Genomic DNA, 25,300 nt, shown 5'->3' on the forward strand with positions numbered 1-25,300 from the left:
GATGAGATATCCGGTTTGTAGCCAAACCTCGCATCACGGCATCTGACGGACGGGTACGTTCATGCACCGTCGGACGGATCGACCCGGTGGGGTCGACGGAGTGCGAGAGAGGGCCCGGCCATGGCGTCGTCAGCGGTGACCTCGTCCCAGTCCCCCCTGCCCGCGAGGCCGAACCTGGCCTTCCGGGAGCTGCGCGGGCAGCGCTCGCCGGGCGAGTTCGCGGCGGCGGTGCGGCGGGCTGCCCGGGAGATCGGCGAGCGTGTGAGCTGCGACGCCCGGTACATCGGCCGGGTGGAGGCGGGGGAGATCCGCTGCCCCAACTACGCCTACGAACGGGTGTTCCTGCACATGTTCCCCGGCCGGGAGCTGACCGACCTGGGATTCGCCCCCCGCTCGTCCGTGCGCGGCCGCTCCCCGCGCCCGGCCGGGGAGAATCCCCCGCACCGACAGCACCTTGGAACGGACCACGAGGAGAGCGACGTGCGGCGTCGCGCATTCATGACCGGCGGCACCGCCACCGTGGCGGCAGTCTCCTTGACACCCTTGACACCCTTGACGGCCCTGGCCGCCCAGACGGCCCTCGGCCCCGACGCCGCGGCCGCCGCCGGACGCCCGAGCCGCCGCGCGGGCACCGCCGAGGCGGACCTGCTGGAGGAGGCCGTGCGGCGGATCCGGCTGCTCGACGACCGGCACGGCGCCGACGGCCTGTACCGGTACGCCGCCGCCCCGCTGCAGACCGCGTACGCCCTGCTCGACTCCGGCGCCGCGCACCCCTCGGCGGCCGGCCGGCTGTACGCGGCGGCGGGCGAACTGGCCCTCTCGGTGGGCTGGCTGGCACACGACTCGGGCCGCCTCGACGACGCGCGCTCGCACTACGCGGAGGCCCTCGCGACGGCCCGGACGGCCGGGGACCCGGCCCTGGAGGCACACGCCTTCTGCAACACCTCGTTCCTGGCCCGGGACGCGGGCCGGCCCCACGAGGCGCTGCGGGCGGCCCAGGCGGGCCTGCGGGCGGCCGGGCCGCTGGGTTCGCCCCGGCTGCTGTCGCTGCTGGCGCTGCGCGAGGCGGGCGGCCGGGCCGGACTCGGCGACCGCGCGGCCTGCGAACGGGCGCTGGCCCGGGCCCGCTCGCTGTTCGCCCACGGTCCGGCGGCCGCGGACCCCGAGTGGATGTCCTTCTACGGCGAGGCCGAACTGGAGGGCCTGGAGGCGCAGTGCTGGTCGGTGCTGGGCGACTGGGCGCGGGCGGCCCGGCACGCGCGCCGTGCGGCGCGGCTGCAGGACCCGCACTTCGCCCGGAACACCGTCCTCTACACGGCGGAGCTGGCGGACGACCTGGCCCGCGACGGCCGCCCCGAGGAGGCCGCGGCGGCGGGCCACCGGGTGCTCGACCTGCTGGACGAGGTCCGGTCCGCCCGCGTGCACACCATGCTGTCCACGACGAGGCGGCTGCTGCTCCCCCACCGCAGGACGGCGCGGGTCGCGGCGTTCCTCGACCGCCACGCCTCCCTGCCCCGCCCGGCACGCTGAGCCGGGTCGCGCCCGGGCCGCCGGGAGGCCGTCCTCACCCCGCGAGGTGCCCGACGTCGTTCCACGACTCGATCGCGGCCTCCCCGTACGCCCAGCCCAGGACGCACAGCGAGGCGGGGCTCAGCCGCACGCGCGCCCCGAACGACAGCGGCAGCCCCAGCCACCGCGCCCCGATCGCGCGCAGCACGTGCCCGTGGGCGAACAGCAGGACGTCCCGCTCCTGCCCCCGCGCCCAGGAGACGACCTCGTCGGCCCGCGCGGTGACCTCCGCCGCCGTCTCGCCCCGGGGGGCGCCCTCGCGCCAGAGCAGCCAGCCCGGCCGCGCTTCCTGGATCTCGTCCGGCGTCATGCCCTCGTACTCCCCGTAGTCCCACTCCAGGAGCGCGTCCCAGGGCTCGGCGCGATCGCCGAAGCCGGCCAGTTCGCACGTCTCCCGCGCGCGCCGGAGCGGGCTCGTGCGCACCAGGGCCCCGGGCAGACCGTCCAGGGGCGCCCGGTGCAGCCGTTCGCCCAGGAGTTTGGCCCCCTGCCGGCCCTCCTCGAGGAGCGGTACGTCCGTGCGTCCCGTGTGCTTTCCGAGCAGGGACCATTCCGTCTGTCCGTGCCGGGCCAGCAGGATGCGCGGTGCCATGAGAGGGACCTTCCGAGACAAAGAATCCGGGGCGGGATTCCGAGACAAAAGAAGAGGCGGCTTCTTCCATCATCGCGCACCCTGTCGAAGGGCCTCCGCCCGCCTCCGGGCGGCCCTTACGGGCAACCCGGAACGCGATCTCCGCGTCTTGCAGTGCCGGGGGCACCCACGGCGACGTGTTCAGGCACCGTAAGGTGGGCCGTCATGCCATCGGGCACCCGCAGCGACGAGAAGGGGGAGGGCGATCGGATGGCGCAGACCGAATCGCCGGGCATCGAGGCGGGTCCGCGGCCCGGGCCGGAGCGCGAGGAGCGCCCGCGGGTCCGGCCGCAAGAGGCGAAGACCTCGAGGTCCCGTGCCCGTTGGTGGACGGAACTGCCGCTGATCGTCGTGGTGTACGCCGCGTACTCGGCGGGACGGCTCATCGTGCGCGGGGACGTGTCCGGTGCCGTCGACCACGGGCTGGCGATCCTGCGCGTCGAGAAGCTCCTCCACATCAACGCCGAGCACCCGCTCAACCGGCTGTTCACGGACCATGCCTGGCTGGGCGTCCCGGCCGACTTCTGGTACGCCTCGCTGCACTACATCGTCACCCCCGCGATCCTCGTGTGGATGTTCCGCGCGCACGCGGAGCAGTACCGCATGGTCCGCACCTGGCTGATGACGTCCACGTTCCTCGGTCTGATCGGCTTCACGCTGCTGCCGACCTGCCCGCCCCGGCTGCTGCACCCCGCCCACGGCTTCGTGGACACGATGGCGCAGTACAGCTCCTACGGCTGGTGGGGCGGGGAGGCGAGCGCGCCGCGCGGCATGGGCGGCATGACGAACCAGTACGCGGCGATGCCGAGCCTGCACGTGGGCTGGGCGCTGTGGTGCGGGGTCATGCTGTGGCGCCACGGCCGCTCGCCGCTGATGAAGGTCGCGGGTGTCGTCTATCCGCTGTTCACCACGATCGTGGTGATGGGCACCGCGAACCACTATCTGCTCGACGCGGTCGCCGGGGCGGCGGTGATGGGTGTCGGTCTGCTGCTGGCCGGACCCGTGATGCGGCTCGCGGTGGTGCTGCGGACGGCGTCGGCGGCGCGGCTGGCCCCGGTGGTGGCGGCCGTGCGCGGCGGCGGTTCCCCGATTGTCAGTGGCGGATGCCAGACTTCGGCGGGTGAGCGAATTCCCCGACAGCGCGAAACCCGCCACGGGCCGGGAGCCGAACCGGGTGCCGCCCCCGCGGACGCGGGGGACGGCGCTGCGGCACCTGCTCGCTGAGCTGCGGGGCCCGGCCGTCCCCGTGCCGGGCGAGCCCCCGCCGCAGCCCAAGGCGCTGGACGCCCGCGCGCTCGCCGCGCTGGCCGCCAACCCCGGCTGCGACCGGCGGGCACTGCTCGACGGCGCGGGGGTGGACAAGGCGGCGCTCGCGGACGCGCTGGGCGCCCCCTCCTCCTTCGGGCAGTCGCAGTTCGCCCTCACGCGGGGCAACGCCTTCGAGAAGCGCGTCAAGGCGGACGGCGGCGCGGAACTGCTCCGGCTGGTGCACGAGAAGCTGGACCCGGCCGCCCCGCCCCCGGAGACCTCCTCCGTGCCGGACCTGACGGCGGTGGGCCCGGCCGGGCGCACGGCCCGGACGGCGCTGGCGCTGCGGGAGGCCGTCGAGGCGGGCGGCTGGACACTGCTCGACCACCCCATGCTCGCGCTCGACGTGGCCGGCTCCCCCGCGTTCCTGGAGCCCGACGCGGTGGTCGTCCACCCCGACGGGTCCTGGACGGTCGTCGAGATCAAGTCCTTCCCGATGCTGGACGGCTCGGCCGACCCGGCGAAGGTGGGCGCCGCCGCCCGGCAGTCCGCGGTGTACGTCCTCGCGCTGGAGGAGGTCGCGGCGCGGCTGGACCCCGCGCCCGCGGTCCGGCACCGGATCCTGCTCGTCTGCCCCAAGGACTTCTCCAACCTGGCCACGGCCTCCGCGGTCGACGTGCGCAAGCAGCGCTCGGTGACCCGGCGGCAGCTCGCCCGGCTCACCCGCATCGAGGAGATCGCCGAGGCGCTCCCCGAGGGCACCTGCTTCGGCCTCGACCTGCCGCCGGAGCGGCTGACCGCCGCCGTGGAGTCGGTGCCGGCCACGTACGCCCCGGAGTGCCTGTCCACGTGCGAGCTGGCCTTCCACTGCCGGGAGCGCGCGCGTGCGGCGGGCGCCGTGACCGCGCTGGGCCGGGCCGCCCGGGCGGAGCTGGGCGGTCTCACGACGGTCGACGAGGTGCTCGCGGCGGCGCACGGCGAGGCGGGGGACCCGGCGGACCCGGCGGTCGCCGCGCTGCGCCGTGCGGCGGGTCTGCGGGCGGAGGCGCTGGCCTCGGCCTCGGCGGGACAGGGGGGAACGGCATGCTGACCGCCCCGCACGGCGGCCCCCGCGAGGTCGTCGCGGAGGTCGCGGAAGAGGTCGCCCAGGAGGTCCCCCCATGTCCCTGATGTCCACGCTGGCCCGGCTGGAGGCCGTGCGGAGCGGGCGGGCCCAGGTGGTGGCGACCGTGCGGCACCGGCACGTGTCCGCGCGGCCGCTGGTGTTCGTGCCGCTGACCACCGCCGGTGAGGCCGGTGCCCCGCTCGGGGCGCTCGTCGGCACCGAGCGGGACGCGCCGCGGCTGCTCGTCGTGCCCCAGCCCCGCGACCGCGACCTGCGCTTCGCCTTCCTCACCGAGCTGGCCGACGTCGTCCTGCCGTACATCGACTCCTTCGCGGCCGACGTGGAGCCCGCCGAGCGCACCGAGACCGACCCGGAGACCGGCAAGCGGGTCAAGGTCGAGGTCGAGCTGTGCGCGGACGCGCCGCAGCTCCTGGTGCCGAGCCGGGCGGGCATCGAGTTCGTACGGCTGCTGGGCCGCTCCATGCGGTTCCGCCGCACCGCCGAGCAGGAACCCGAGACCCCGCACCCCGCGCCGCCCCACGTGCCGCTGCTCGGCCGGTGGCTCACGCACTTCGGGGAGCGGGCCCGCGTCCCCGGCTCCTCCTTGCTGCAGGCCCTCACCGAACTCCTGTCCCGGCACTGGGCGACGGGCCAGAGCAATCTGGAGGACCAGCACCTGGGCGCGCTGCTCGCCTGGATCGACCCGCCGGAGGGCACGCGCGGCGCCGAGGAGGCCCTGCGCGCGGAGCTGGCCCGGGGCGCCGACGGGCAGTTGCTGCACCCGCCCGCCGGCCCGGCCACCGACCCCGCCTTCGACAACCGGCTGCTCGCCCCCGCCATCGAGCGCTACGACCGCGCCCGCACCCGGCTGGCCGCCGCCGAGGACGGCCTGGAGGCGGACGACCGGCTCGGCGAACTCACCGCCGCCGAGCGGGACGTCCGCGCCCTGGTGGAGAGCCGTACGCGGCCCACCTGGGACGCGGTGTGGCACGGCCTCGACCTGCTGCGCGCGCTGCCGGAGGGCGCGCACGTCGCCGACCGGTGGACCCGGGACCGCTGGTCGTTCACCGGCCACCGCGACCGCGTCCTGGCCGGGGAGCCCCCGCAGCCGCGCCTGGACGACGCGGTCACCGCGGCCAACAAGCTCGCCACGCGCGAGCGCGAGCAGGCCCGGCTCGACGCCCAGGAGGCGCTGGACGACCCGCTGGTCATGGCCGGGCGACGGCTGGCCGGGGAGGCCTTCGCGGGCGAGGTCGTGGAGGTGGTGCGGGCCTACAGCGAGAGCAGGCGGCCGAGCCCGCGCCCGCTGGTGACCGTCCGCACGGACGACCGGCCGCACCTCGGGGAGCGCGCCAAGGTGTACCGCTCACTGGGCGGCAGACCGCAGTCCGCCGAGTTCGTCGAGGCGGTGGAGGAGAACACGGGGGCCGCGCACGAGAACGGGGCGGACGGGGAGGACGTCCACGGCGGGACCGGGGCCGGCGCGGGCCTGCTGGTGACCGTGCGCGTCCTGGACAAGATGGGCCGCGGGCGGGAGCCCGAGGAGGGCTCGGTCCCCGAGAAGGGCGACCGGATCTGCTTCACCCTGTTCGAGCACGAGCAGCGCGGCGGGGCGAAGCTGCCCGACCCGGAGGACACCCCGTGGACGCACGGCGGCCCGCCGGGCGAGGCCGCGGCCACGACGGCGCAGCGACCGGACGCGGTGACCGAGGAGGACGTCCTGTGACGACGGTGCACGACACGGCCGACGCCGCCGGCGGCCCGGCCCCCGCCTTCGACCCCGGTGCCGAGGCCGCGCGGGCCACCGACGCGATCCTGCGCGACACGCTGCACGGCGGCCACCGCGGCGTCGTCGTCGACTCGCCGCCCGGCGCCGGGAAGTCCACGCTCGTCGTGCGCGCCGCCCTCGAACTGGCCGCCGCCGGGCGCCCGCTCATGGTCATCGCCCAGACCAACGCCCAGGTCGACGACCTCGTGGTGCGGCTCGCCGAGAAGAACCCGGACGCGGCGGTGGGCCGGCTGCACAGCAACGACGCCGACCCCTACGACAAGGCGCTCGACGAGCTGCCCGGCGTCCGCAAGTCCGCGAAGGCGGGCGACCTCGCGGGCATGGACATCGTGCTGTCCACGGCCGCCAAGTGGGCCCACGTCAAAGGCGTGGAGCCGTGGCGGCACGCGATCGTCGACGAGGCGTACCAGATGCGCTCCGACGCGCTGCTGGCCGTGGCCGGACTGTTCGAGCGGGCCCTGTTCGTCGGCGACCCGGGACAGCTCGACCCGTTCGCGATCGTCGGGGCGGAGCAGTGGGCCGGACTGTCGTACGACCCCTCGGCCTCGGCGGTGAGCACGCTGCTCGCGCACAACCCCGAGCTGCCGCAGCACCGGCTCCCGGTGTCCTGGCGGCTGCCGGCCTCGGCGGCGCCGCTGGTCTCGGAGGCGTTCTACCCGTACACGCCCTTCCGCAGCGGCACCGGCCCCGGCGACCGGCGGCTCGCGTTCGGCGTGCCCTCCGACGGTTCGGGCCCGGACGCGGTGATCGACGAGGCCGCGCACGCGGGCTGGGGCCTGCTGGAGCTGCCGGCCCGGCACACCCCGCGCACGGACCCGGAGGCGGTGGCGGCGCTCGCGAAGGTCGTCCGCCGGCTGCTCGACCGCGAGGGGGCCTCGGTCTCGGAGCGGGCGGCGCAGCCGGTGCCGCTGACCGCCGACCGGATCGCGGTCGGCACCGCCCACCGCGACCAGGCGGCGGCCGTGCGGGCGGCGCTCGCGGAGCTGGGGGTCACCGACGTCACGGTGGACACGGCGAACCGTCTCCAGGGCCGCGAGTTCGACGTGACGGTCGTGCTGCACCCGCTGTCGGGCCGCCCCGACGCGACGGCCTTCCACCTGGAGACGGGCCGCCTGTGCGTCCTCGCCTCCCGCCACCGGCACGCCTGCATCGTGGTCAGCCGCGCCGGCGTCCCCGACCTCCTCGACGCCCACCCCTCCACGGAACCGGTCCAGCTCGGCGTCACGGTCAAGTTCCCCGACGGCTGGGACGCCATGATGACCACCTGGGACCATCTCGCCGCCCACCGCGTACGGGACGCGCGATGACCGGGGCACGGGAACACCCGGCGCCGTCCCCGCATTGAACCTCGGGTGGGCGGGGTCCTCCCTGACGGTCCCCGCCCTCTTGCGCGCCCACGAGACAATGGACGGTGGCCCTCTCCCGACCGGGTGGGGATCGGACGTACGAGGAGGAGACGTCATGGCGGAGCACGCGCCGCGCCGGAACGAATCGCGGCTACGCCCCGCGCCCCTGCTCTTCGAGCCCGCGGAGGCCACGGCCGATCCCGAACACTTCTTCGACCTGGAGTCGATGGACGATCCACGCGCCCTGCTGTCCCGGGCCACCGAGCTGACGCAGGCGTTCCGCGCCGCAGCCGACCGGGCGCTGGAGTACCAGGCGATTGCGGCGGCACAGCTCGCGGACCCGCGCCGGTTCGACCGGCTGACAGCGGCGGCGATCGCCGAGCGGGCGGAGTGGACGGAGGACTACGCCAAGAAGATGGTGGAGTTCGGCCAGAACCTGATGCGGGGCGTGGAGGCCAAGGGCCCGTCCGAACTGGGCTGAGGAACGGACACGGCGCGGCGCCGTCCCCGTACGGATCCCGCCGCTCGCGGGCGGGCCCCCGACCGGTCCGGTGCCGGGCGCACGGTACCCCCGGCCCGCCCGCCTCGCACACGATTTCGGCAACTGTGCGGATCGGGGGCGTCACGCGGGGTACAGATGGACGCCATGAACATCCACCCGTACCCGGACCGGTCCGACGTGGCGGGGGTCACCACGGAGGGCGCCGCCTGGCTGGCCTCGGCCGACCCGTACCCCCGCAGCACGCTCGCGCTCTGGCGGGAGCGGCCCGAGGCGCCCCTCGTCCTTCCCTGCGGCACCGCCTTCGACATCGTGAACGTGCCCGCCGTCTTCGGCCGCGGACTGCTCGACCGGTTGTGGGAGGAGGGTCCGGGCTCCGGCCCGGTCGCCGTCCACCGGGGGCGGACGCTGCTGTTCACCGCCCCCGGGACCGCCCGCCTCCTGCCCCGGCTCCTCGCCGAGGAGAAGGCCCTGGAGGCGGTCGGCGGGACGGCGGGGAAGACGGCCGGGGAGTGCGGCGACGGCGCCGTGCCGCCGCTGCTCTGCCACGGCAGGGGCGACGCCGTGACCGTGCCCGCCCTTCGTCCCGTGCCGGGCGCCGGGCGGCCGGCCTCGCGCTGGCTGGTCGCCCCGGACACCCTCCGCCCGTGGCTCCCGGGGGCCGAGGCCGTGCGGTGGGCGGCGGTGCGGGCGGCCCGTGCCGGGGCCTCCCCGGCGGTGCGGATTTCGATTTTTCCTCCCGCCGATCAGGGTGCTAAGGTCTACGACGTCAGCAGGCGCCGCTAGCTCAGTTGGTTAGAGCAGCTGACTCTTAATCAGCGGGTCCGGGGTTCGAGTCCCTGGCGGCGCACACGACGGAAAGAGGCTCCTCGCCCAGCGAGGGGCCTCTTTCGTATGCCCGCACACCCCTCGCCGGGGCGGCGACTCACTCCACGCCCGGCGTGACGTCGACCGTCCACTGCCCGGAGGCCGTGCGGCCCTCCACCGTGATCCGCACGCCCTCCCCCGGCACCGTGAAGGTCTCCCCGGAGGCGATCGGGGCGTCGGCGAGCGGCGGGTAGACCGACTCGTTCGGGCAGGCCTCCGTGTGCGGGTGGGCGTCGACGACCTGGACGGGCCCCTCGCCCGACTCGGCCCCGTTGCGGACCCGGTAGACGAGGATGCCCCGGGTGCAGGAGGCGGCGTCGTTGCCCGCCGGATCGCGCGCCTCGATGGCCAGCACGCGGTCGCGGCCGGTGCGCACCACGGCGAGCTTCGTCCCGCCCCCCGTCGCGGCGAGCGGCCGCACCCCGAGCCCGGGCACCGTCGCGGGCGCCCCGGCGGCCCCGGTCGCGCCGGAGGCAGGGGAGGCCGAGGAGGCCGGCGAGGCAGGGGAGGCCGCGGAGCCCGCCGCCACGGCGGCACCCCCGGTCACGGACGCGTCCCCCGGCGCCGGTCCCGTGTCCACCGGCTCCAGACTCAGCCGGGTGCTGCCCGCCCCCTTCACGCAGACCACCTGGCGCGGGTCGAGCCAGCCCAGCTTCCACTTGTGCCAGGCGAAGAGGTCCGGCGCGAGACCGAACTGGCTGCCCATCAGGTCCCAGTCGCCGACGTACGTGTCCCAGTCGCCCTTGCCGTCGACCGGCCGGTGGTAGAGGTCGGGCAGGTCGAAGACGTGCCCCGTCTCGTGGGCGAGGACCAGCCGGTCCGGCGGGTGCTGCTCGAACACGGTGACGACCCGGCGGATGGCCTTGCCGTCGGCCCGCAGCGGCCGGTCGAGGTTGACCACCTTCGTGGCGTCGGAGTCGACGCCGGGCGCGTCGGGGTCGGCCACGAAGTAGACGATGTCGTAGCGCGAGAAGTCCACGTGCCGGTCCGCCGCGGAGAGCGCGTCGCGCAGATAGGCGGCCCGGCGGCCGGGGCTCCAGTCCCGTCGTATGGCGTAGGCGGTGGAGGGGTGCGGCATCTGGATCCACTGCCGCAGCGGGTGCGTGCGCAGGGAGAAGCGGCCGTAGGAGGCCCGGGCGAAGAAGCGGTCGGTGGCGGGGAAGTAGTCCTCGGCCAGTTCGGCGGGGGTCGTCTCGGGGCCCGCTTCGGGGAAGGAGAGGAACACCATGACCGCGTCGAGGGGGCGGGTGGGCCGGGGGTAGGAGGTGTTCCAGGAGTCGAGCCCCTCGGAGTGGTGCGCCTCGGTGCGCCGCAGCGCGCAGGGAACGGCGCCGGCCTCGGCGAGCGCGGGTCCGGTGACCAGGGAGGTCGCCGCGAGCGCGGTCATCGAGGTGAGGACGGCCGCGGTGCTGCGCAGTCGGGGCGCGCCGTCACGGACGAGTCCCTTCAGGGGCCCCACGAGGGGGAGCAGGCGCGGCAAGGCGACCTCCGGGTGCGAGGGGGGAAGACGCACCCAGCCTGTGATGATTAGTCGTATTTCTGCCTGTTTGCCTGCACCGGACGGGTGAGGTCCGCCACGGTGTCCTCGGCGTGCGCCCGCTCACCCTCCCGGCGCGCGGGGTGACGGTTCGGGCGCCCTTTCCCACGCACACCCGGCGCGCGCTTCCACGCACCGAACACTCACGGAACGTCACATGCGGTCGGCATGTGAACGAACCGGGCCAACGACGAGCAGAAACGATCCCCCAGGCGCGGCGGGCCCCAGGGAACACCGGACGGCGGCTGGAAGGGAGGGGGGACAGCCTCTATGATCGGCACACTTTCCTGCGAGATCCGTACGATGAACGAATGCACTGCGGGAGCGAGCGGTGAGCGGAACGTCCGAAGTACCGGCACCCTCGGCAGACACCGACCGGGCCGGCGTCACGGAGTGTGACGGCGGCGGACCCGTCGCCGCGTTCGCCGAGGCGCCGCTGGCGATGGCGGTCGTCGACCGTGAGGGACGCGTGGTCACCGCCAACAGGGCGCTGGTGGCCCTGCTGGGCAGGACCCCCTCCGAGGCACGCGCGGGCGGCACCGGTTCCGACGCCGACCGTGCCTCCGAAACCGGGCGCGCGACCGAGGCTGCCGACGCCGCCGACGACGGCCTCACCGGCCGGGCCGCCGCGGACCTGGTCGACCTCGCCTCCGACCCCCGCACCTGGCACGCCTACCGCGAGGTACTGCGCGGCCGCCGGTCCCGGCTGCGGTGCACGCGCCGCCTCAAGCACCCCGACGGCCACTCCCTCTGGGTCCAGGTGACCGTCAGCCCACTGCCGCCCGCCCGGCAGGCGGTCCTGCTCTCGGTCACGGACATCAGCGCCCGCCGCGAACTGCAGGCCCGGCTGCGGCACTTGCAGATGCACGACCCGGTGACCCGGCTGCCCAACCGCACCCTCTTCTTCGAACGCCTGACGGCCGCGCTGGAGGCGGAGGACGCCGGGGCGGCGGGCGCCGACGGTGCAGGAGGCACCGGCCGGATCGGCCTGTGCTACCTGGACCTCGACGGCTTCAAGGCGGTCAACGACACCCTCGGCCACCGCCTCGGCGACCGCCTCCTCGCGGCGGTGGCCGAACGTCTGACCCGCTGCGCCGCGGAGGCCGGCCGCGGCCGGTCCGGCGCCGACCACGGAGGTGACGGCACCGACGCCGGCACATGGCCCGCGGCGGACCGCGCCCTCGGCGCACCGCTCGTCGCACGGCTCGGCGGCGACGAGTTCGCGCTGCTCGTGGAGGACTCGACCGGCACCGACCAGCTCGCCGAACTCGCCGAGTCGGCGCTGGAGGCCCTGCGCGCGCCCTTCGAACTGGCGGACCGCCGGGTGTCCGTGTCCGCCTCGATCGGCGTCGTCGAACGACGCGTCGCCGGCACCACCGCCACCGCCCTGATGCAGGACGCCGACACGACGCTGTACTGGGCGAAGGCCGACGGCAGGGCCCGCTGGACCCTGTTCGACCCGGAGCGCAACGCGCACCGGATGACCCGTCAGGCCCTCGCCTCCACCCTGCGACCGGGCATCGAGCAGGGCGAGTTCGCGCTGGAGTACCAGCCGCTCGTCAGCATGACGGACGGCCGGGTGCGCGGGGTCGAGGCGCTGGTGCGCTGGCACCACCCGCAGTTCGGCGCGCTGGCGCCGAATCGGTTCATCTCACTGGCGGAGGAGGACGGTTCGATCGTCCCGCTCGGCCGCTGGGTGCTGACCACGGCCTGCCGGCAGGCCCGCCGCTGGCAGCTCGACCACCCGGACGCTCCCCCGCTGTTCGTCAGCGTCAACGTGGCGGTGCGCCAGATCTGGGACTCGGACCTGGTGGCCGACGTGGCCAGGACGCTCGCCGAGACCGGGCTGCCCCCGCACCTGCTCCAGCTCGAACTGACCGAGTCGGCGCTGACGGGCTCGGCCGGCCGGCCGCTCCAGGCACTCGAAGCCCTCAGCGACATGGGCGTGCGCATCGCCATCGACGACTTCGGCACCGGCTACTCCAACCTCGCCTACCTCAGCCGGCTCCCGGTCAACGTCCTGAAGCTGGACGGTTCCTTCGTCCGCGGCTTCCAGTACGAGGCGCCGGCGGCGGGCGGCGCCGCGCCCGAGCCCGGGGCGGAGGGGGCACCGGCCAGTCCCGCCGACGAGGTGATCGTGGAGGCGATGGTGCAGCTCGCCCACCGGCTCGGTCTGACGGTGATCGCCGAGTGCGTGGAGACCTCGGCGCAGGCGGCCCGGCTGCGCGCCATCGGCTGCGACACCGGACAGGGCTGGCTCTACTCCCGCCCGGTGTCCCCGGACCGCATCTCGGACCTGCTGACGGCCGCGACGGCGACGGCGGGCAACGCCTGACGCCCGAGCGCGTCGCCCGCCGGAACCCGCCGCGACCCCGTGACGCCCGGCCGCGCCCGGCTCAGGCGGCGGGGGCCTTCGGGAGGCCGTAGGCGTCGGCGATCAGCTCGTAGGAGCGCACCCGCACGTCGCCGCCGTGGGCGTTGGCGGTGAGCATCAGCTCGTCGGCGCCGGTGCGCTTCTGGAGGTCGTCGAGGCCGGAGACGACCTCGTCGGCGGTGCCGTGGATGACGTTGGCGTTCCAGGAGTCGACGAACTCCCGCTCCATGGGGCTGAACTCGTAGGCCTCCGCCTCCTCGGGCGTGGGTACGAGGCCGGGGCGGCCGGTGCGCAGCCGGACCATGTTGAGGGCGGCGGCCAGCACCTGGCGGCGGGCCTCCTTCTCCTCGTCCGTGGCGAGCGCGGCGACGCCGATCAGTGCGTACGGCTCCGCCAGGACCTCGCTGGGCCGGAACGTCTCGCGGTACAGGTCGAGCGCGGGGACGGTGTTCTGGGCCGAGAAGTGGTGGGCGAACGCGAACGGCAGGCCGAGCGTGCCGGCGAGCCGGGCGCTGAAGCCGGAGGAGCCGAGCAGCCAGAGCGGCGGCCGGTGCGGAGACTGCACGCCGCCGGGCGAGGTGGCCTGCACGGGGCCGGGCACGGCGTGGATGCGCCGGTAGGGGTGGCCGTCGGGGAAGTCGTCGTCGAGGAAGCGGGTCAGCTCCATGAGCTGCTGCGGGAAGTCGTCGGCGCCCTCGTGGAGCCGCTCGGTGCGGCGCAGCGCGGCGGCGGTGGCGCCGTCGGTGCCGGGGGCGCGGCCGAGGCCGAGGTCGACGCGTCCCGGGGCGAGCGCCTCCAGGGTGCCGAACTGCTCCGCGATGACGAGCGGGGCGTGGTTGGGCAGCATGACGCCGCCGGAGCCGAGGCGGATGCGCTCGGTGTGGGCGGCGAGGTGGGCGAGGATCACGGCGGGCGAGGAGGAGGCCACGCCGGGCATGGAGTGGTGCTCGGCGACCCAGTAGCGGTGGTAGCCGCGGGACTCCGCGAGCTGGGACAGCTCCACGCCGGTGCGCAGCGCGTCGGTGGCGGTACGCCCGGCGCCGACGGTGACCAGGTCGAGTACCGAGAGGGGCACGGGGGCCGTGCCGTGTGCGGTGCCGCGAATCCCGTCCGCCGCCGTTCCGTCTGTCACCGGGTACCTCCTGCTGCTCGTACGCATGCTTTCTCACGCTGTGGCCGTGTGCGTAACAGGAGGGGGTCCCCGGTTATTCCGTCGCCGCGCACAGGAGCGGGCCGTCGCCGCGCACAGGTGCGGGCCGGCCCGTCCCGCGCCGGCCCGCACCCTTCGCGTCCCTTCACACCCCTTCGCGCCCGTCCGCGTCTCTTCGCACCCGCCCGCGCTCCTGAGCCCCGGCGTGGGTCCGCCTCACGCCTGGACGATCGGTTCCCGTGTGAAGAGAGCGCCGAGGCGGGGCGCGTTCACCCGGCGGTCGGCCAGGCGCAGCCCCTCCCACACGGTGACCTGGTTCGCCGTGAGCACCGGCTTGCCGAGGGCCGCCTCCAGCTCCTCCACGCACGCCGCCGTGTGCAGTGCGGTGTTCGGCAGCAGGACCGCCTGCGCCTGGGGGTGGTCGCTCTCGCGCGCCAGGCGCAGCACGTCCTCCGCGCCCCACCGGGCGGCCTCCGCCGCCGTCTCGACCCCCGCGCCCCGTACCGCGACGACCTCGACGCCCGCCGCGCCCAGGAACTCCGCGAACAGCGCGGCCACGTCCTCGGGGTAGGTGGCCGCGAGGGCGACGCGCTGCGCGCCGATCTCCTGGACGGCGCGGACGAAGGCGAAGGAGGTCGCGGAGGCGGGCATGCCCGCCGCGAGGGCGAGGTCGCGGACCTGGTCGCGGGCGCCCTCCCAGCCGTGGACGAAGCTCGCGCTGGTGGAGGCGAGGACGACGGCCTCGGCGCCGGAGAGGCGGAGGCGTTCGATGCCGGCGGCGAGGTGCTCGGGCGAACCGAGCGCGCGGAGGGCGTCCACGTGGTGGGTGTCCTCGCCGATCTCCGTGTGCACGAGGTCGACTCGGATGTCGCTGCCCAGCAGCTGCTCGATGCGGGGGTAGTCGTCCTCGGCGGAGTGACCCGGGTAGAGGAGTCCGAGTGCGGTCATGCCCAGCCCTTCTGTCGTTCGGGCTCTTCGAGTACCCCGCGGAGTGGGGCGCACCCGGGGCGGGCGCCGGGTTTTCCGATGCCGTCCGTGCCGGGCGATCGGCCTGCGCCAAAAAAAATTGGTACGCATGACTTGGATGGACCTGGGTAGCGGCGCGCCCATGGCTTCACCACCCGTGCACGGTGCACACATACCTCGACCCAGTCGTCGGGCGCTGCTCGCCGGTGCCGCCGGGCTGCTCGTGCCGGTCGCCGCCGGTTGCAGCCGGGTAGCGACGGCCTCGACCAGTGACGGAGGCGATCTGCTGGACCGGCTGAGAGCCCAGGGGGTCGCCCGGCTGGGAATCGCCGGTGAGATCCCCTTCGGCTACATCGACAAGAACGGCGACCTGACCGGGGAGGCGCCGGAACTCGCCAAAGTCATCTTCAAGCGCCTCGGTGTCGACCGCGTCCAGGCCGTGCCGACGGAGTTCGGCTCGCTGATCCCGGGACTGAACTCGCAGCAGTTCGACATCGTCTCCGCGGGGATGTACATCAACCCCGACCGCTGCGAGCAGGTCATCTTCTCCGATCCCGACTACCAGATGCTCGACTCCTTCGTCGTCCGCAAGGGCAACCCGCTGGGGCTGCACAACTACCAGGACGTCGTGAAGAAGAAGGCGAAGTTCGCCACCGGCACCGGCTACGCGGAGATCGCCTACGCCGTCGAGGCCGGTTACGAGGAGAGCGACATCCTCATCGTCCCGGACCAGGTCGCCGGGATGAACGCCGTGGAGGCCGGCCGGGCCGACGTGTTCGCCGCGACCGCGGTCACCGCGCGCCAGGTGGTGCTGAAGTCCCGCAAGGCCGAGGCGACCGAGGCCTTCAAGCCGCTCGTCGACGGCAAGCCGCACGTGGACGGCGGCGGCTTCGCCTTCCGGCCCACCGAGACGAAGCTGCGCGACGCCTTCAACGCGGAACTGCGCAAGCTGCGCGAGAGCGGCGAACTGCTCCGGATCATCAAGCCGTTCGGCTTCACGCAGGACGAGGTGACCGACATGACGGCGAAGGAGCTCTGCGGCCAATGACATCCGGTCTGTGGGAACTCGTCCTGAAGGGCGTCTGGGTCACGGTCCAGCTCCTCTTCCTCAGCGCGCTGCTCGCCACCGGCGTCTCCTTCGTCGTCGGCATCGCCCGCACGCACCGGCTGTGGATCGTCCGCTTCCTCGCGGGCTTCTACACCGAGGTGTTCCGCGGGACCTCCGCGCTCATCATGATCTTCTGGGTGTTCTTCGTGCTGCCGCCCGCGTTCGGCTGGCAGCTCGTGCCCCTGTGGGCGGGCACGCTCGCGCTCGGTCTGACGTACGGGGCGTACGGCGCCGAGATCGTGCGCGGCGCCCTGGGAGCCGTCGACCCGGCGCAGCGCGAGGGCGGTGTGGCGCTGAACTTCACGCCCTGGCAGCGGATGCGCAAGATCCTGCTGCCGCAGGCCGTGCCCGAGATGATTCCGCCCTTCTCCAACCTGCTGATCGAGCTGCTCAAGGGCACCGCGCTGGTGTCCGTCATGGGCATGGGCGATCTGACGTTCAGCGCCAGCCTGGTGCGGCTCGCGCTGCAGGAGAGCGCGGAGATCTTCACGTACGTCCTGCTGATCTACTTCGTGATCGCCTTCCTGCTCACCCGCGGCATGCGCCGGCTGGAACGCGATCTGAAGGCCGGCCTCGGACAGGGTCCGACGCGGCCCTCGCGGTTCTCGCTCAAGCGCGACACCGCGGGCCTGTCGGCGTCGACGACTACAGGTACCGCCGGCGTGGGCGCCGGGGTCGGAGGTGACTCGTGAAGTGGGACTGGGGCGCCGTCGCCGACTTCATGCCGCATTTCTGGGACGGGCTGCTGGTCACCCTGCAGGCCCTCGCCCTCGGTTCGCTGATCTCCTTCGCCCTCGGGCTGGTGTGGGCGCTGCTGATGCGCACGCCGACCCGCTGGGTGCGCTGGCCGGTCGGAGTGGTCACGGAGTTCATCCGCAACACCCCGCTGCTGGTGCAGCTCTTCTTCCTGTTCTACGTACTGCCCGAGTGGAACATCACCTTCTCCGCGCTGACCACCGGTGTCTTCGCGATCGGTCTGCACTACTCGACGTACACGATGCAGGTGTACCGGGCCGGCATCGAGGCCGTCCCCGTCGGGCAGTGGGAGGCGGCCACCGCGCTGACCCTGCCGCTGCGCCGCACCTGGACCGCGGTGATCCTGCCGCAGGCGATCCGCCGCGTGGTGCCGGCGCTCGGCAACTACGTGATCTCGATGCTCAAGGACACGCCGCTGCTCATGGCGATCACCGTGCTGGAGATGCTGGGCCAGGCACGGCTGTTCTCCCAGGAGCACTTCCAGTTCACCGAGCCGCTGACGGTGATCGGTGTGGCCTTCATCCTGATCTCCTACCCCGCCTCCCTCCTCCTGCGAGCCCTGGAGCGACGTCTTGTCCGCTGACACTCCCCTGATGAAGGATCCCGACGCCCACGCCAACCCGCCGGTGGACGGGGGCGAGCTGATCCGCTTCGACAAGGTCACCAAGCGGTTCGGCGACAACACCGTGCTGGACCGGCTCGACTTCTCCGTCGAGTCCGGCCGGCACGTGACGCTGATCGGCCCGTCCGGCTCCGGCAAGACGACGATCCTGCGCCTGCTGATGACCCTGACCCGGCCCGACGAGGGCACGATCAAGGTCAACGGTGACTACCTCACCCACGAGGAGCGGGGCGGCAAGCTGGTCCCGGCCCGCGAGAAGCACGTGCGCGAGGTCCGCAAGAACATCGGCATGGTGTTCCAGCACTTCAACCTGTTCCCCAACATGAGCGTGCTGCGCAACATCACCGAGGCCCCGGTGACGGTGCTCGGCATGTCCAAGGACGAGGCCGAGGCCCGGGCCCGGGAGCTGCTGGAGCTGGTGGGCCTCTCCGACAAGGCGGACGCCTACCCGACCCGGCTGTCCGGCGGTCAGCAGCAGCGGGTCGCGATCGCGCGGGCGCTGGCCATGCGGCCGCAGGTGCTGCTCCTCGACGAGGTGACCTCGGCGCTCGACCCGGAGCTGGTCGCGGGCGTGCTGGACGTGCTGCGGGACATCGCGCGTTCCACGGACATCACGATGCTCTGCGTGACCCACGAGATGGGCTTCGCGCGGGACATCTCCGACCAGGTACTGATGTTCGACTCCGGTCGGGTCATCGAGTCGGGCTCGCCGGACAAGATGTTCGGCGAGCCGGAGCACGCACGCACGAGGGAATTCCTCAGCGCGGTGCTGTGACCGCGGACGGTGAGAAACCGCTGATCGGGGCGCCGCCGGGTGACGGGGGCCCGGCGCACCCCGAGGTCGGCGCCCCGCGGCCGTGCCCCCGGCATGTGCCGCCGTGATACGTCGCTGCTGGGGGGCTCGTACGGGGGCCGCCCGGCGTCCGTACGCCCTCGCGAACTTCGGCGTCGGCCGCTCTCCGGTCCCCCGTTCGGCCCTATCGTGGACGGCAGCCGACCGCCCGGAGAACGGCCCGAAGCGCAGGGGGAGACCGTGGCGCTGACCCAGGAACCGACCGCCCCGTACCGTTCGGCCCAGGACGCGCTGCGTGTCCTGGAGTCCGTCTCCCGGCGCCCCGCCGGGGTCACCGCCACCGAGCTGGCCCGCCGCACGGGCCTGACCGCCGGCCGGCTGAGCGCGCTGCTGCGCATGCTCAGCGAGGAGACCTATGTCGTCCGGACGGCCGACGGCGCTTATGTCACCGGGGCCGCCCTCTGCCGTCTGGGCGCCGCGCACGGCCGTGACCGGGCGGTGCGCGAGCGGCTCCAGCACACCCTGGACCGGCTGCGCGACTCCGTCGGCGCGGCGGTCTACGTCAGCCGCTACATCGACGGCGAGGTCAGCCTCACCCAGTGCGCGCAGAGCCCGGCCGCGCCGGCGGTGCACGAGTGGGTCGACTTCCGCTCCGCCGCCCACGCCAGCGCGATAGGCAAGAGCCTGCTCGGCCAGCTCGACGTGGGCGCCCGCCGCGACCACCTCTCCCGGCACCGGCCGGCCCGGCTCACCTCGCGGACCATCACCAGCGAGCGGGCACTGCTGTCCCGGCTCGCCGCCCAGCCGCCGACGGTCCCGGTCCTCGACCTCCAGGAGTACGCCGTCGGCACGGTGTGCGCGGCGGTGCCGATCACGGCGGGCTCCGCCGTGGGCTGCCTGGCCCTCTCCCTCCCGGCCCGCCAGGCGCACCGGCTGCGGCAGGCGGCGGAACGTCTGAACCGGGGAGCGGCACCGGTCCTGCTCTCCCTGACGCTCTGAGGGGCCCCGCCCGCCGGACCGTGGTCGGCAGCACCCCCGCGGACCAGGTACTATTTTCTCCGTCGCCGGAACGCGAGAGCGTGAAGGCGGGAGTCATGCGCCGCTAGCTCAGTTGGTTAGAGCAGCTGACTCTTAATCAGCGGGTCCGGGGTTCGAGTCCCTGGCGGCGCACCGAAGAGAGGCCCCTCGCGGACGCGGGGGGCCTCTTTTTTCGCGCGCCTGCCCTCACCAGTACGTGACGCCCGCCCAGAGGGTGACGAGGAACCCGGCGCCCAGGATGATCAGGACGTAGGTCAGGACCGCCGAGTCCCGCCCCGGGGTCGGCTCCCCGGCGGTGGCCCGTTCGGGGTTCTCGCGCGTGTAGTGGACGAGGACCCGCTCGCCCTCGGCCCGGTCCCTGGGGCCGCCGGACTCACTGAAGCGGACCGCCCGGTCGTCGACGGTGGTGAAGTCGTACTCGTGCCAGTGCGTGTACCGCGGGACGTTGTTGACGATCCGCGTGGTCACCCAGGCCCGCACCACCCGCCCCTGCGCCGTCAGGCCGCTCGCCCAGGCCGCCCGCCGCTCCTGGACCCGGACGACGGAGCGCCAACCGGCGTAGACGAGGAAGAGCAGAAGGCACGGTATGAAAAAGTGGAACAGGAAGCCCATGGACGATCCCCCGTATCGGTCCGGCGGGCGGGCGGCCACCGGCGGTCCCCCGCCGACGCCCTCGGCCGGAGCACGTCAGAAACCGCCGCAGGATACCGTCCGCCGCCCGCTCCCCCGGGTCTACCCCTCCAGCTCCGCCATCCGCCGCCCGCGCAGCCACTCGGCGACCTCCGTGACATAGGCGACCCGCGTCACCCGCACCGCGCACACCTCGAGACCCACCGCCTCCACGTCCTGTGCCACCCACCTGGTCAGCGCGTCCCCCAGCGCCCCGGCGTCCCGCAGCGTCACCCCTCCCCGCGCGGCCGAACCGCCCACCGGGACCTGCGGCACCAGCCGCGCGAGCGCCGCCTCGACGCACTCCGCGAGGTACCGCCGGTGCCTCCCCACCCCGCGCAGCGCCCGCGCGGTCTCCCGGAACCGCCAGGTCACCAGGACCGTCACGGACAGCTCCAGCCCGTTCGCGTCGCACACCGGCACCGGTTCGCTGCGCCAGTGCCGCGGCCGTGCCCGGGTCCGGCCCCGCTCCCCGGCCTGCCGCGCGCGCCCGCGCGCGAGCCCCACGAAGCCGGCGAGGCCGAGCGCTCCCGCTCCCGCGTACGCCGCCCACTGCACGGGGCCGAGCCCCGTCCCCGAGGGCCAGACCGGCCCGGCGAGGGGCGGCAGCACCCCGGCCCACCAGGATGTGAGCAGGCACCCCGTCGCCCCGCAGACCCCCGCCAGCACACCGAGCGCACCGGGCAGCATCCGGGCGGACCGCACCCCGGGCCCGTCCCCGCCGGACGAGGGCACCGAAGCCGCCGCGGGGACCGGGGGCGCCGAGGGCGCGGCCGGCATCGTCGGCACCGGCCGGAGCCGCACCTCGGGCGCCCCGGGGGCGGGGGCCGCGCCCCCGGGGTCGTCCCGGAAGAGCAGATGGACGGGGATCTCCAGGGTGGACTCGCCGTGGATGACCCGTCCGTGCCGTGACCCCTCCGTCCGGGAAGTCGTCGTACTCATCGATGCCCTCCAAGCCTCCGCGCCGGAAGTTGCGCCGTACGGGGTGCGGTCCGCGTCCGCGCGGTCGCCCGGCCGCCGGAAGGACGAGTTCCGGTGCCGCGGCGTGCCCTCTCCGCACGACGGCAAGTGTTCCGGCGCTCCGGAGGAACCGCACGCCCACCGGGCGAACGGCGTACGCGCACCGGCCTCCCCGCCCGGTCCGCCGACCGGCCCCCGCGTGGTCGGGAGCATCCTCCGGCGTCCGGTAAAGTTTCCCGGGTCAGCAGGCGCCGCTAGCTCAGTTGGTTAGAGCAGCTGACTCTTAATCAGCGGGTCCGGGGTTCGAGTCCCTGGCGGCGCACGACCGGAAAGGCCCCCCGTGGGAGCGGGGGGCCTTTCCGTATGCCCGCGAGCCACATGACCGCGGGTGGACCGGCGCGGTCGGTGCCGTCCCGGCCGGGCCGGCGTCCTCAGCGCGCGTTGCCGGCGCGCAGCCAGGCCACGTAGTCGGCGGCGGCCCGCTCGGTGTCGTACTCGGGGCGGTAGCCGGTGTCCTGCCGCAGCCGGTCGATGTCGAAGACCATGTGCGGCCCGCCGCCCCCGGCGGGGAGGTCGATCCGGGCGTCCGGGACGGCCTTCTTGAGCGCCTCGGCGACCTCGGCGTTGGTCGTGGCCCGCCCCGCGCCCACGTTGTACGTGCGGTGGTTCAGCCGGTCGGCGAGCTGGAGCAGGGCGAGGGCGCGCCCGGTGTCCTTGACGTAGTTCAGGTCGAGCCCGTCACCGGCGAAGGCCGGCCCGATGAGCCCGGACAGGTCCGGCTCCGTGCCCCGGGCGGCGGCGTGGACGAGGGCGGGCGCGGCGAAGAAGGGGTCGGCGTGGCCGAGCGGTCCCCAGGTCCCGGAGATCCGGTAGTTGACGAGTTCGACGGCCGAGTGCTCGTCGAGGAACCCGCTGAGCAGTTCGCCGACCTTCTTGAAGGTGGGGATGGAGACGGGCGCGGTCATGGTCAGCGGGGCGTCCTCGCGCAGCGGGCGGCCGTGGTCGATGCCGCCGTAGACGCCGATGGTGCTGGCGAGCCCGAGCCGGCGCACGCCCCACTCCTCGGCCGCCTGCACCATGTTCAGCAGCCCGTCGAGCGAGCGCCGGGTGGCCGCGACCGCCCCCTCGGGCATGGGGGGCCAGGGGTAGGAGCCGGCCAGGTGCACGATGCCCGTGACGGTGTGCCGCCGCCCGAGGGCGAGCAGGGAGTCCAGGTCGGTGACGTCGGCCTGCTCCAGGGTCACCCCCTTCCCGTCGAGGAAGGAGGGCAGCGGGCGTGCGTTGCGCTGGACGAGGAGGCATTCCTCGCCCAGATCGAGGAGCGCGCGCACGGTGTGGGATCCGATGAAGCCGAGGCCTCCGGTGACGAGGATCATGGTGCCCCCTTGGGCGAAACAAAGCGGAACTTGGTTCCACTAACGTTACGGAACATTGTTCCGCTTGGCAATCGCAGGGGTGCGCCCGCGCCCCGTCCGCGCCCCTCGCCGGGGCGCGGACGGGCGGGCCGACGGGCCGGCCGGAAGGTGGGAACGGGGGCCGACGGGCCGACGAACGGGCAGGTCAGACGCGGACGACCCGGCGGCCGCGGGTGTGGCCGGCCCTGCTGTCGGCCTGGGCGGCCGCCGCCTCGTCGAGCGTGTAGACCTTCTCGACCGGGATGCGAAGCCGCCCCCGCGCGACGAGGTCGGCGGCCTCGGCCAGCGCCTGGCGCGGGTTCTCCTCCTCGCCGGAGAACCGCACCCCCGCCTCCGCCGCCCCGAGGTCGGAGATGGTGATCACCTTGTCCGGATCCCCGGTCAGGGCGACGAGTTCGCGCAGCACGCCGGAGCCCGCCAGGTCGAGCGCCGCGTCGACCTCGCCGAGCCGCCGCACCCGCTCGACCCACCCCTCTCCGTACGTCGTCGCCAGGGCGCCCAGCCCTCGCAGATACTCCTGGTTGGCGGCCGAGGCCGTGCCGATCACCGCGACGCCCCGGTCGCGGGCGATCTGCACCACGGCCGACCCGACTCCCCCGGCCGCGCCGCTGACCAGCAGCGTCTGCCCGGACCGCACGCCCACCTGCCGGAGGATGCGCAGGGCGGTCTCCGTCACGGAGGGGTACCCGGCGGCCTCCTCGAACGTCAGCCCCTCGGGCATGCGGGCCCAGTGCGAGAGCACCGCGAACTCCGCGTACGTCTCCGTTCCGAGGCCGAACACGCGGTCGCCCACCGCCACCTCGCCCTCGAGCCCCTCTCCGACCTCGTCCACCACGCCCGCGGCGTCGAACCCGGTCCCGGCGGGCAGGTCGAGCGGACGCCGGTCACGGAACTGCCCTTCCCTGATCCGCCAGTCGACGGGGTTGACCCCCGCCGCGCGCACCGCGACACGTATCCGCCCCGGCCCCGCGTGGGGCTCCTCGGCGTCCACGAGCCGCAGGACCTCCGGACCGCCGTACTCACTGAAGCTCACTTTTCTCATGCGGCCGAAGCTAACACTAACGGTTAGTGTTTTGAAACCGTTGTTGAGACAGAACGGTTAGCCTTTCGTAGCTGATAGCATCTCGTCATGACCGCAGTGCCGACCCCGACCGGACGCCGGGAGCGCAAGAAGGCCGCGACCCGCCAGAAGATCGCGGACACCGCGCTGCGCCTCTTCATGGAGCACGGGTACGACGCGGTGGGAATCCGGGACGTGGCCGCCGAGGCCGACGTGGCCGTGACCACGCTCTTCTCCCACTTCGCCTCGAAGGAGGCGCTGGTCTTCGAACAGGAGGAGGACTTCGAACGGCGCCTCACCCGGGCGGTCACCGAGCGCACGCCCGGCGAGCCGGCGCTCCCGGCGCTGCGCCGGGAGGTGCACGCGCTGGTGCGGCACTGCACCGGGGCCGGAGCCGCGCCCGTGTGGCGCATGATCGACGACTCGCCCGCCCTGCGCGCGTACGAGCAGGCGATGAAGCTGCGTTACGCCCGGTCGCTGACGGCGGCCCTCCTCGCCGATCCCGGCCTGTCCCACTCGGAGACGTCCCTCCGGGCGCTCGCGTGGTTCGTGGTCGACGCGCAGTCGCTGGCGCGGGAGGCGGAGGATCCGGAGGCCGCGGTGGACGAGGTCTTCACGCTGATCGAGGCGGCCTGGCGGGCCGGGGCGGAGCGGCCGGCCTGAAGGGGCCGGCCGCTCCGCCGGGGCGGCGCCCCACCGGGGCGGGGGCCGTCCGAGGCGGGGGGGCGTCCGGGGCGAGGGCCGTCCGAGGCGGGGGCCGTCCGGGTCAGAAGCCCGGGGCGCTCACGTGGGTGACCTCCTCCAGCTCCGCGAGGTCCGTGGCGTCCAGCCGGATGCCGTCGACCGCGAGGTTCTCCTCCAGGTGGGCCACCGAGCCGGTGCCGGGGATGAGCAGCATGCGGTCGTAGTGGGCGAGCAGCCAGGCGAGCGCGACCTGCGAGGGCGTGACCCCGTGCCGGGTGGCCACCCCCGCGACCGCCGGGTCGGCGGCGAGCGCCTGCGGGCCGCCCGTGAACGCCGAACCGAGCGGGTAGTAGGGCACGAAGGCGATGCCGTGCGCGCGGCACAGGTCGAGGACGGCCTCGTCGGTGCGGTTGGCGATGCCGTACGCGTTCTGCACCTCGGCGATCGGGGTGATCGCGAGCGCGGTCTCGAGGTCACCGGCGGAGACGGTGGAGAGGCCGATGAGGTCGAGCTTGCCCTCCTCGCGCAGCTCGGTCAGGGTGCCGAGCTGTTCGGCGAGCGGCACGGGTTCCGGTCCGCCGCCGACGCCGAGCCGCAGGTTCACCAGGTCGAGCCGCTCGGCCCGCAGGGTGCGCAGGTCCTGCTCGACGGTCCACCGGAGCTGCTCCGGGCGGGATGCCTTCACCCAGCCGCCCTCCGCGTCCCGGGCCCCGCCGACCTTCGTGGCGATGACGAGGTCCTCGGGGTAGGGGCGCAGCACCTCGGCGAGGAGTTCGTTGACGACGTCGGGGCCGTAGACCTGCGCGGTGTCGATGTGGTTGACGCCGAGCTCGACTGCGCGGCGCAGCACGGCGCGGGCCGCCTCGGGGTCCTTGGGCGGGCCGAAGACCCAGGGGCCCGCGAGCTGCATCGCACCGAAGCCGATGCGCCGCACGGTGCGGTCGCCGAGGGGGGCGGTCTGACTGATCGGGCCGACCGGGCCGGTCGGGGTGACCGGCCCGGTCGGGGTGACCGGGCCGGTCGGGTCGTTCTGCCTGCTCTGTGCACGCTGGTTGCTCTCGCTGCTCTCGCTGCTCTGGCTGCTCTGGCTGCTCTGGTTCATGCCTCGACCCTC

At 74.2% G+C, this 25,300-nt stretch carries 23 protein-coding genes and 3 tRNA genes; 17 read left to right on the forward strand and 9 right to left on the reverse strand.

Annotated features, from left to right (window positions below; all coding sequences use genetic code 11):
* Positions 1-120: 120 nt before the first annotated feature.
* Positions 121-1,530, forward strand: coding sequence for a tetratricopeptide repeat protein (locus tag OHB09_RS11535; protein WP_328921936.1), 1,410 nt, complete (start codon positions 121-123; stop codon positions 1,528-1,530).
* A gap of 34 nt (positions 1,531-1,564) precedes the next feature.
* On the opposite strand, the gene OHB09_RS11540 is transcribed toward OHB09_RS11535, so the two are convergent.
* A complete protein-coding gene (locus OHB09_RS11540) occupies positions 1,565-2,161 on the reverse strand; it encodes a histidine phosphatase family protein (protein ID WP_328918922.1) in 597 nt (198 codons plus the stop codon).
* A gap of 249 nt (positions 2,162-2,410) precedes the next feature.
* On the opposite strand from OHB09_RS11540, the gene OHB09_RS11545 reads away from it, so the two are divergent.
* From OHB09_RS11545 to OHB09_RS11575, 7 genes are all read left to right on the forward strand, one after another.
* The gene (locus OHB09_RS11545; protein WP_167793368.1) at positions 2,411-3,424 is read left to right on the forward strand and encodes a phosphatase PAP2 family protein; all 1,014 of its coding nucleotides are present in this window, start codon (positions 2,411-2,413) and stop codon (positions 3,422-3,424) included.
* Complete coding sequence (locus OHB09_RS11550) at positions 3,375-4,538, forward strand: hypothetical protein (RefSeq protein WP_191853257.1); 1,164 nt, start codon at positions 3,375-3,377, stop codon at positions 4,536-4,538. The genes OHB09_RS11545 and OHB09_RS11550 overlap by 50 nt, the downstream gene beginning before the upstream one ends.
* Before the next feature lie 70 nt (positions 4,539-4,608).
* Positions 4,609-6,279: a hypothetical protein gene (locus OHB09_RS11555; RefSeq protein ID WP_328921937.1), complete on the forward strand. Its 1,671-nt coding sequence runs from the start codon at positions 4,609-4,611 to the stop codon at positions 6,277-6,279.
* Complete coding sequence (locus tag OHB09_RS11560) at positions 6,276-7,649, forward strand: AAA family ATPase (protein ID WP_191853140.1); 1,374 nt, start codon at positions 6,276-6,278, stop codon at positions 7,647-7,649. The genes OHB09_RS11555 and OHB09_RS11560 overlap by 4 nt, the downstream gene beginning before the upstream one ends.
* Before the next feature lie 154 nt (positions 7,650-7,803).
* Positions 7,804-8,169: a hypothetical protein gene (locus tag OHB09_RS11565; protein WP_006140661.1), complete on the forward strand. Its 366-nt coding sequence runs from the start codon at positions 7,804-7,806 to the stop codon at positions 8,167-8,169.
* A gap of 165 nt (positions 8,170-8,334) precedes the next feature.
* Positions 8,335-8,973: a bifunctional DNA primase/polymerase gene (locus OHB09_RS11570; RefSeq protein ID WP_371788565.1), complete on the forward strand. Its 639-nt coding sequence runs from the start codon at positions 8,335-8,337 to the stop codon at positions 8,971-8,973.
* Positions 8,964-9,037 (forward strand) — tRNA-Lys (locus OHB09_RS11575). The genes OHB09_RS11570 and OHB09_RS11575 overlap by 10 nt, the downstream gene beginning before the upstream one ends.
* A 75-nt stretch (positions 9,038-9,112) precedes the next feature.
* Here OHB09_RS11575 and OHB09_RS11580 read toward each other — a convergent pair.
* Positions 9,113-10,534: a M6 family metalloprotease domain-containing protein gene (locus OHB09_RS11580; RefSeq protein WP_407077321.1), complete on the reverse strand. Its 1,422-nt coding sequence runs from the start codon at positions 10,532-10,534 to the stop codon at positions 9,113-9,115.
* Between the two features lie 388 nt (positions 10,535-10,922).
* Here OHB09_RS11580 and OHB09_RS11585 point away from each other — a divergent pair, with 388 nt between their 5' ends.
* Positions 10,923-12,926, forward strand: a complete 2,004-nt coding sequence (locus OHB09_RS11585) for a putative bifunctional diguanylate cyclase/phosphodiesterase (protein WP_328921938.1) — start codon at positions 10,923-10,925, stop codon at positions 12,924-12,926.
* 61 nt (positions 12,927-12,987) lie between these two features.
* Here OHB09_RS11585 and OHB09_RS11590 read toward each other — a convergent pair whose 3' ends face one another.
* Together OHB09_RS11590 and OHB09_RS11595 are read right to left on the reverse strand one after the other, a co-directional pair.
* The gene (locus tag OHB09_RS11590; RefSeq protein ID WP_191890100.1) at positions 12,988-14,124 is read right to left on the reverse strand and encodes an LLM class flavin-dependent oxidoreductase; all 1,137 of its coding nucleotides are present in this window, start codon (positions 14,122-14,124) and stop codon (positions 12,988-12,990) included.
* 207 nt (positions 14,125-14,331) lie between these two features.
* Complete coding sequence (locus OHB09_RS11595; protein WP_006140666.1) at positions 14,332-15,063, reverse strand: maleate cis-trans isomerase family protein; 732 nt, start codon at positions 15,061-15,063, stop codon at positions 14,332-14,334.
* Between the two features lie 160 nt (positions 15,064-15,223).
* Between OHB09_RS11595 and ehuB the strand changes: the two genes are divergently transcribed.
* From ehuB to OHB09_RS11625, 6 genes are all read left to right on the forward strand, one after another.
* A complete protein-coding gene (gene ehuB / locus OHB09_RS11600) occupies positions 15,224-16,129 on the forward strand; it encodes an ectoine/hydroxyectoine ABC transporter substrate-binding protein EhuB (RefSeq protein WP_040895462.1) in 906 nt (301 codons plus the stop codon).
* Positions 16,126-16,881 (forward strand): ectoine/hydroxyectoine ABC transporter permease subunit EhuC, encoded by a 756-nt coding sequence (gene ehuC / locus OHB09_RS11605; protein ID WP_191853144.1) that lies wholly within the window; start codon positions 16,126-16,128, stop codon positions 16,879-16,881. Before ehuB ends, ehuC begins: the two co-directional genes overlap by 4 nt.
* Complete coding sequence (gene ehuD / locus OHB09_RS11610) at positions 16,878-17,528, forward strand: ectoine/hydroxyectoine ABC transporter permease subunit EhuD (protein ID WP_328921939.1); 651 nt, start codon at positions 16,878-16,880, stop codon at positions 17,526-17,528. Before ehuC ends, ehuD begins: the two co-directional genes overlap by 4 nt.
* Before the next feature lie 10 nt (positions 17,529-17,538).
* Positions 17,539-18,342, forward strand: a complete 804-nt coding sequence (gene ehuA, locus OHB09_RS11615) for an ectoine/hydroxyectoine ABC transporter ATP-binding protein EhuA (protein WP_006140672.1) — start codon at positions 17,539-17,541, stop codon at positions 18,340-18,342.
* 258 nt (positions 18,343-18,600) lie between these two features.
* The gene (locus OHB09_RS11620; RefSeq protein ID WP_234525504.1) at positions 18,601-19,359 is read left to right on the forward strand and encodes an IclR family transcriptional regulator; all 759 of its coding nucleotides are present in this window, start codon (positions 18,601-18,603) and stop codon (positions 19,357-19,359) included.
* A 97-nt stretch (positions 19,360-19,456) separates the two neighbouring features.
* A tRNA-Lys gene (locus OHB09_RS11625) sits at positions 19,457-19,530 on the forward strand.
* 54 nt (positions 19,531-19,584) lie between these two features.
* Here the strand turns inward: OHB09_RS11625 and OHB09_RS11630 are convergent.
* Positions 19,585-20,010: a DUF3592 domain-containing protein gene (locus OHB09_RS11630; protein WP_191890099.1), complete on the reverse strand. Its 426-nt coding sequence runs from the start codon at positions 20,008-20,010 to the stop codon at positions 19,585-19,587.
* A gap of 120 nt (positions 20,011-20,130) precedes the next feature.
* Entirely contained in the window at positions 20,131-21,009 is an 879-nt protein-coding gene (locus OHB09_RS11635; protein WP_328921940.1) for an SPFH domain-containing protein, read from the reverse strand.
* A 266-nt stretch (positions 21,010-21,275) separates the two neighbouring features.
* On the opposite strand from OHB09_RS11635, the gene OHB09_RS11640 reads away from it, so the two are divergent.
* Positions 21,276-21,349, forward strand: a tRNA-Lys gene (locus OHB09_RS11640).
* Positions 21,350-21,458: 109 nt separating this feature from the next.
* On the opposite strand, the gene OHB09_RS11645 is transcribed toward OHB09_RS11640, so the two are convergent.
* Together OHB09_RS11645 and OHB09_RS11650 are read right to left on the reverse strand one after the other, a co-directional pair.
* Entirely contained in the window at positions 21,459-22,403 is a 945-nt protein-coding gene (locus OHB09_RS11645; RefSeq protein WP_006140676.1) for an NAD-dependent epimerase/dehydratase family protein, read from the reverse strand.
* A gap of 184 nt (positions 22,404-22,587) precedes the next feature.
* Positions 22,588-23,484 carry an NADP-dependent oxidoreductase gene (locus OHB09_RS11650; protein ID WP_191890097.1) on the reverse strand — a complete coding sequence of 299 codons (897 nt, stop codon included), beginning with the start codon at positions 23,482-23,484 and terminating at the stop codon, positions 22,588-22,590.
* 96 nt (positions 23,485-23,580) lie between these two features.
* Here OHB09_RS11650 and OHB09_RS11655 point away from each other — a divergent pair, with 96 nt between their 5' ends.
* Positions 23,581-24,165, forward strand: a complete 585-nt coding sequence (locus OHB09_RS11655) for a TetR/AcrR family transcriptional regulator (RefSeq protein WP_328923009.1) — start codon at positions 23,581-23,583, stop codon at positions 24,163-24,165.
* A gap of 103 nt (positions 24,166-24,268) precedes the next feature.
* On the opposite strand, the gene OHB09_RS11660 is transcribed toward OHB09_RS11655, so the two are convergent.
* On the reverse strand, positions 24,269-25,288 hold the full coding sequence (locus OHB09_RS11660; RefSeq protein WP_319351073.1) for an aldo/keto reductase: 1,020 nt from the start codon (positions 25,286-25,288) through the stop codon (positions 24,269-24,271).
* Between the last annotated feature and the right edge of the window lie 12 nt (positions 25,289-25,300).

It is taken from the genome of Streptomyces griseoaurantiacus (genome assembly GCF_036189845.1).
GTDB classification, from domain to species: domain Bacteria; phylum Actinomycetota; class Actinomycetes; order Streptomycetales; family Streptomycetaceae; genus Streptomyces; species Streptomyces griseoaurantiacus.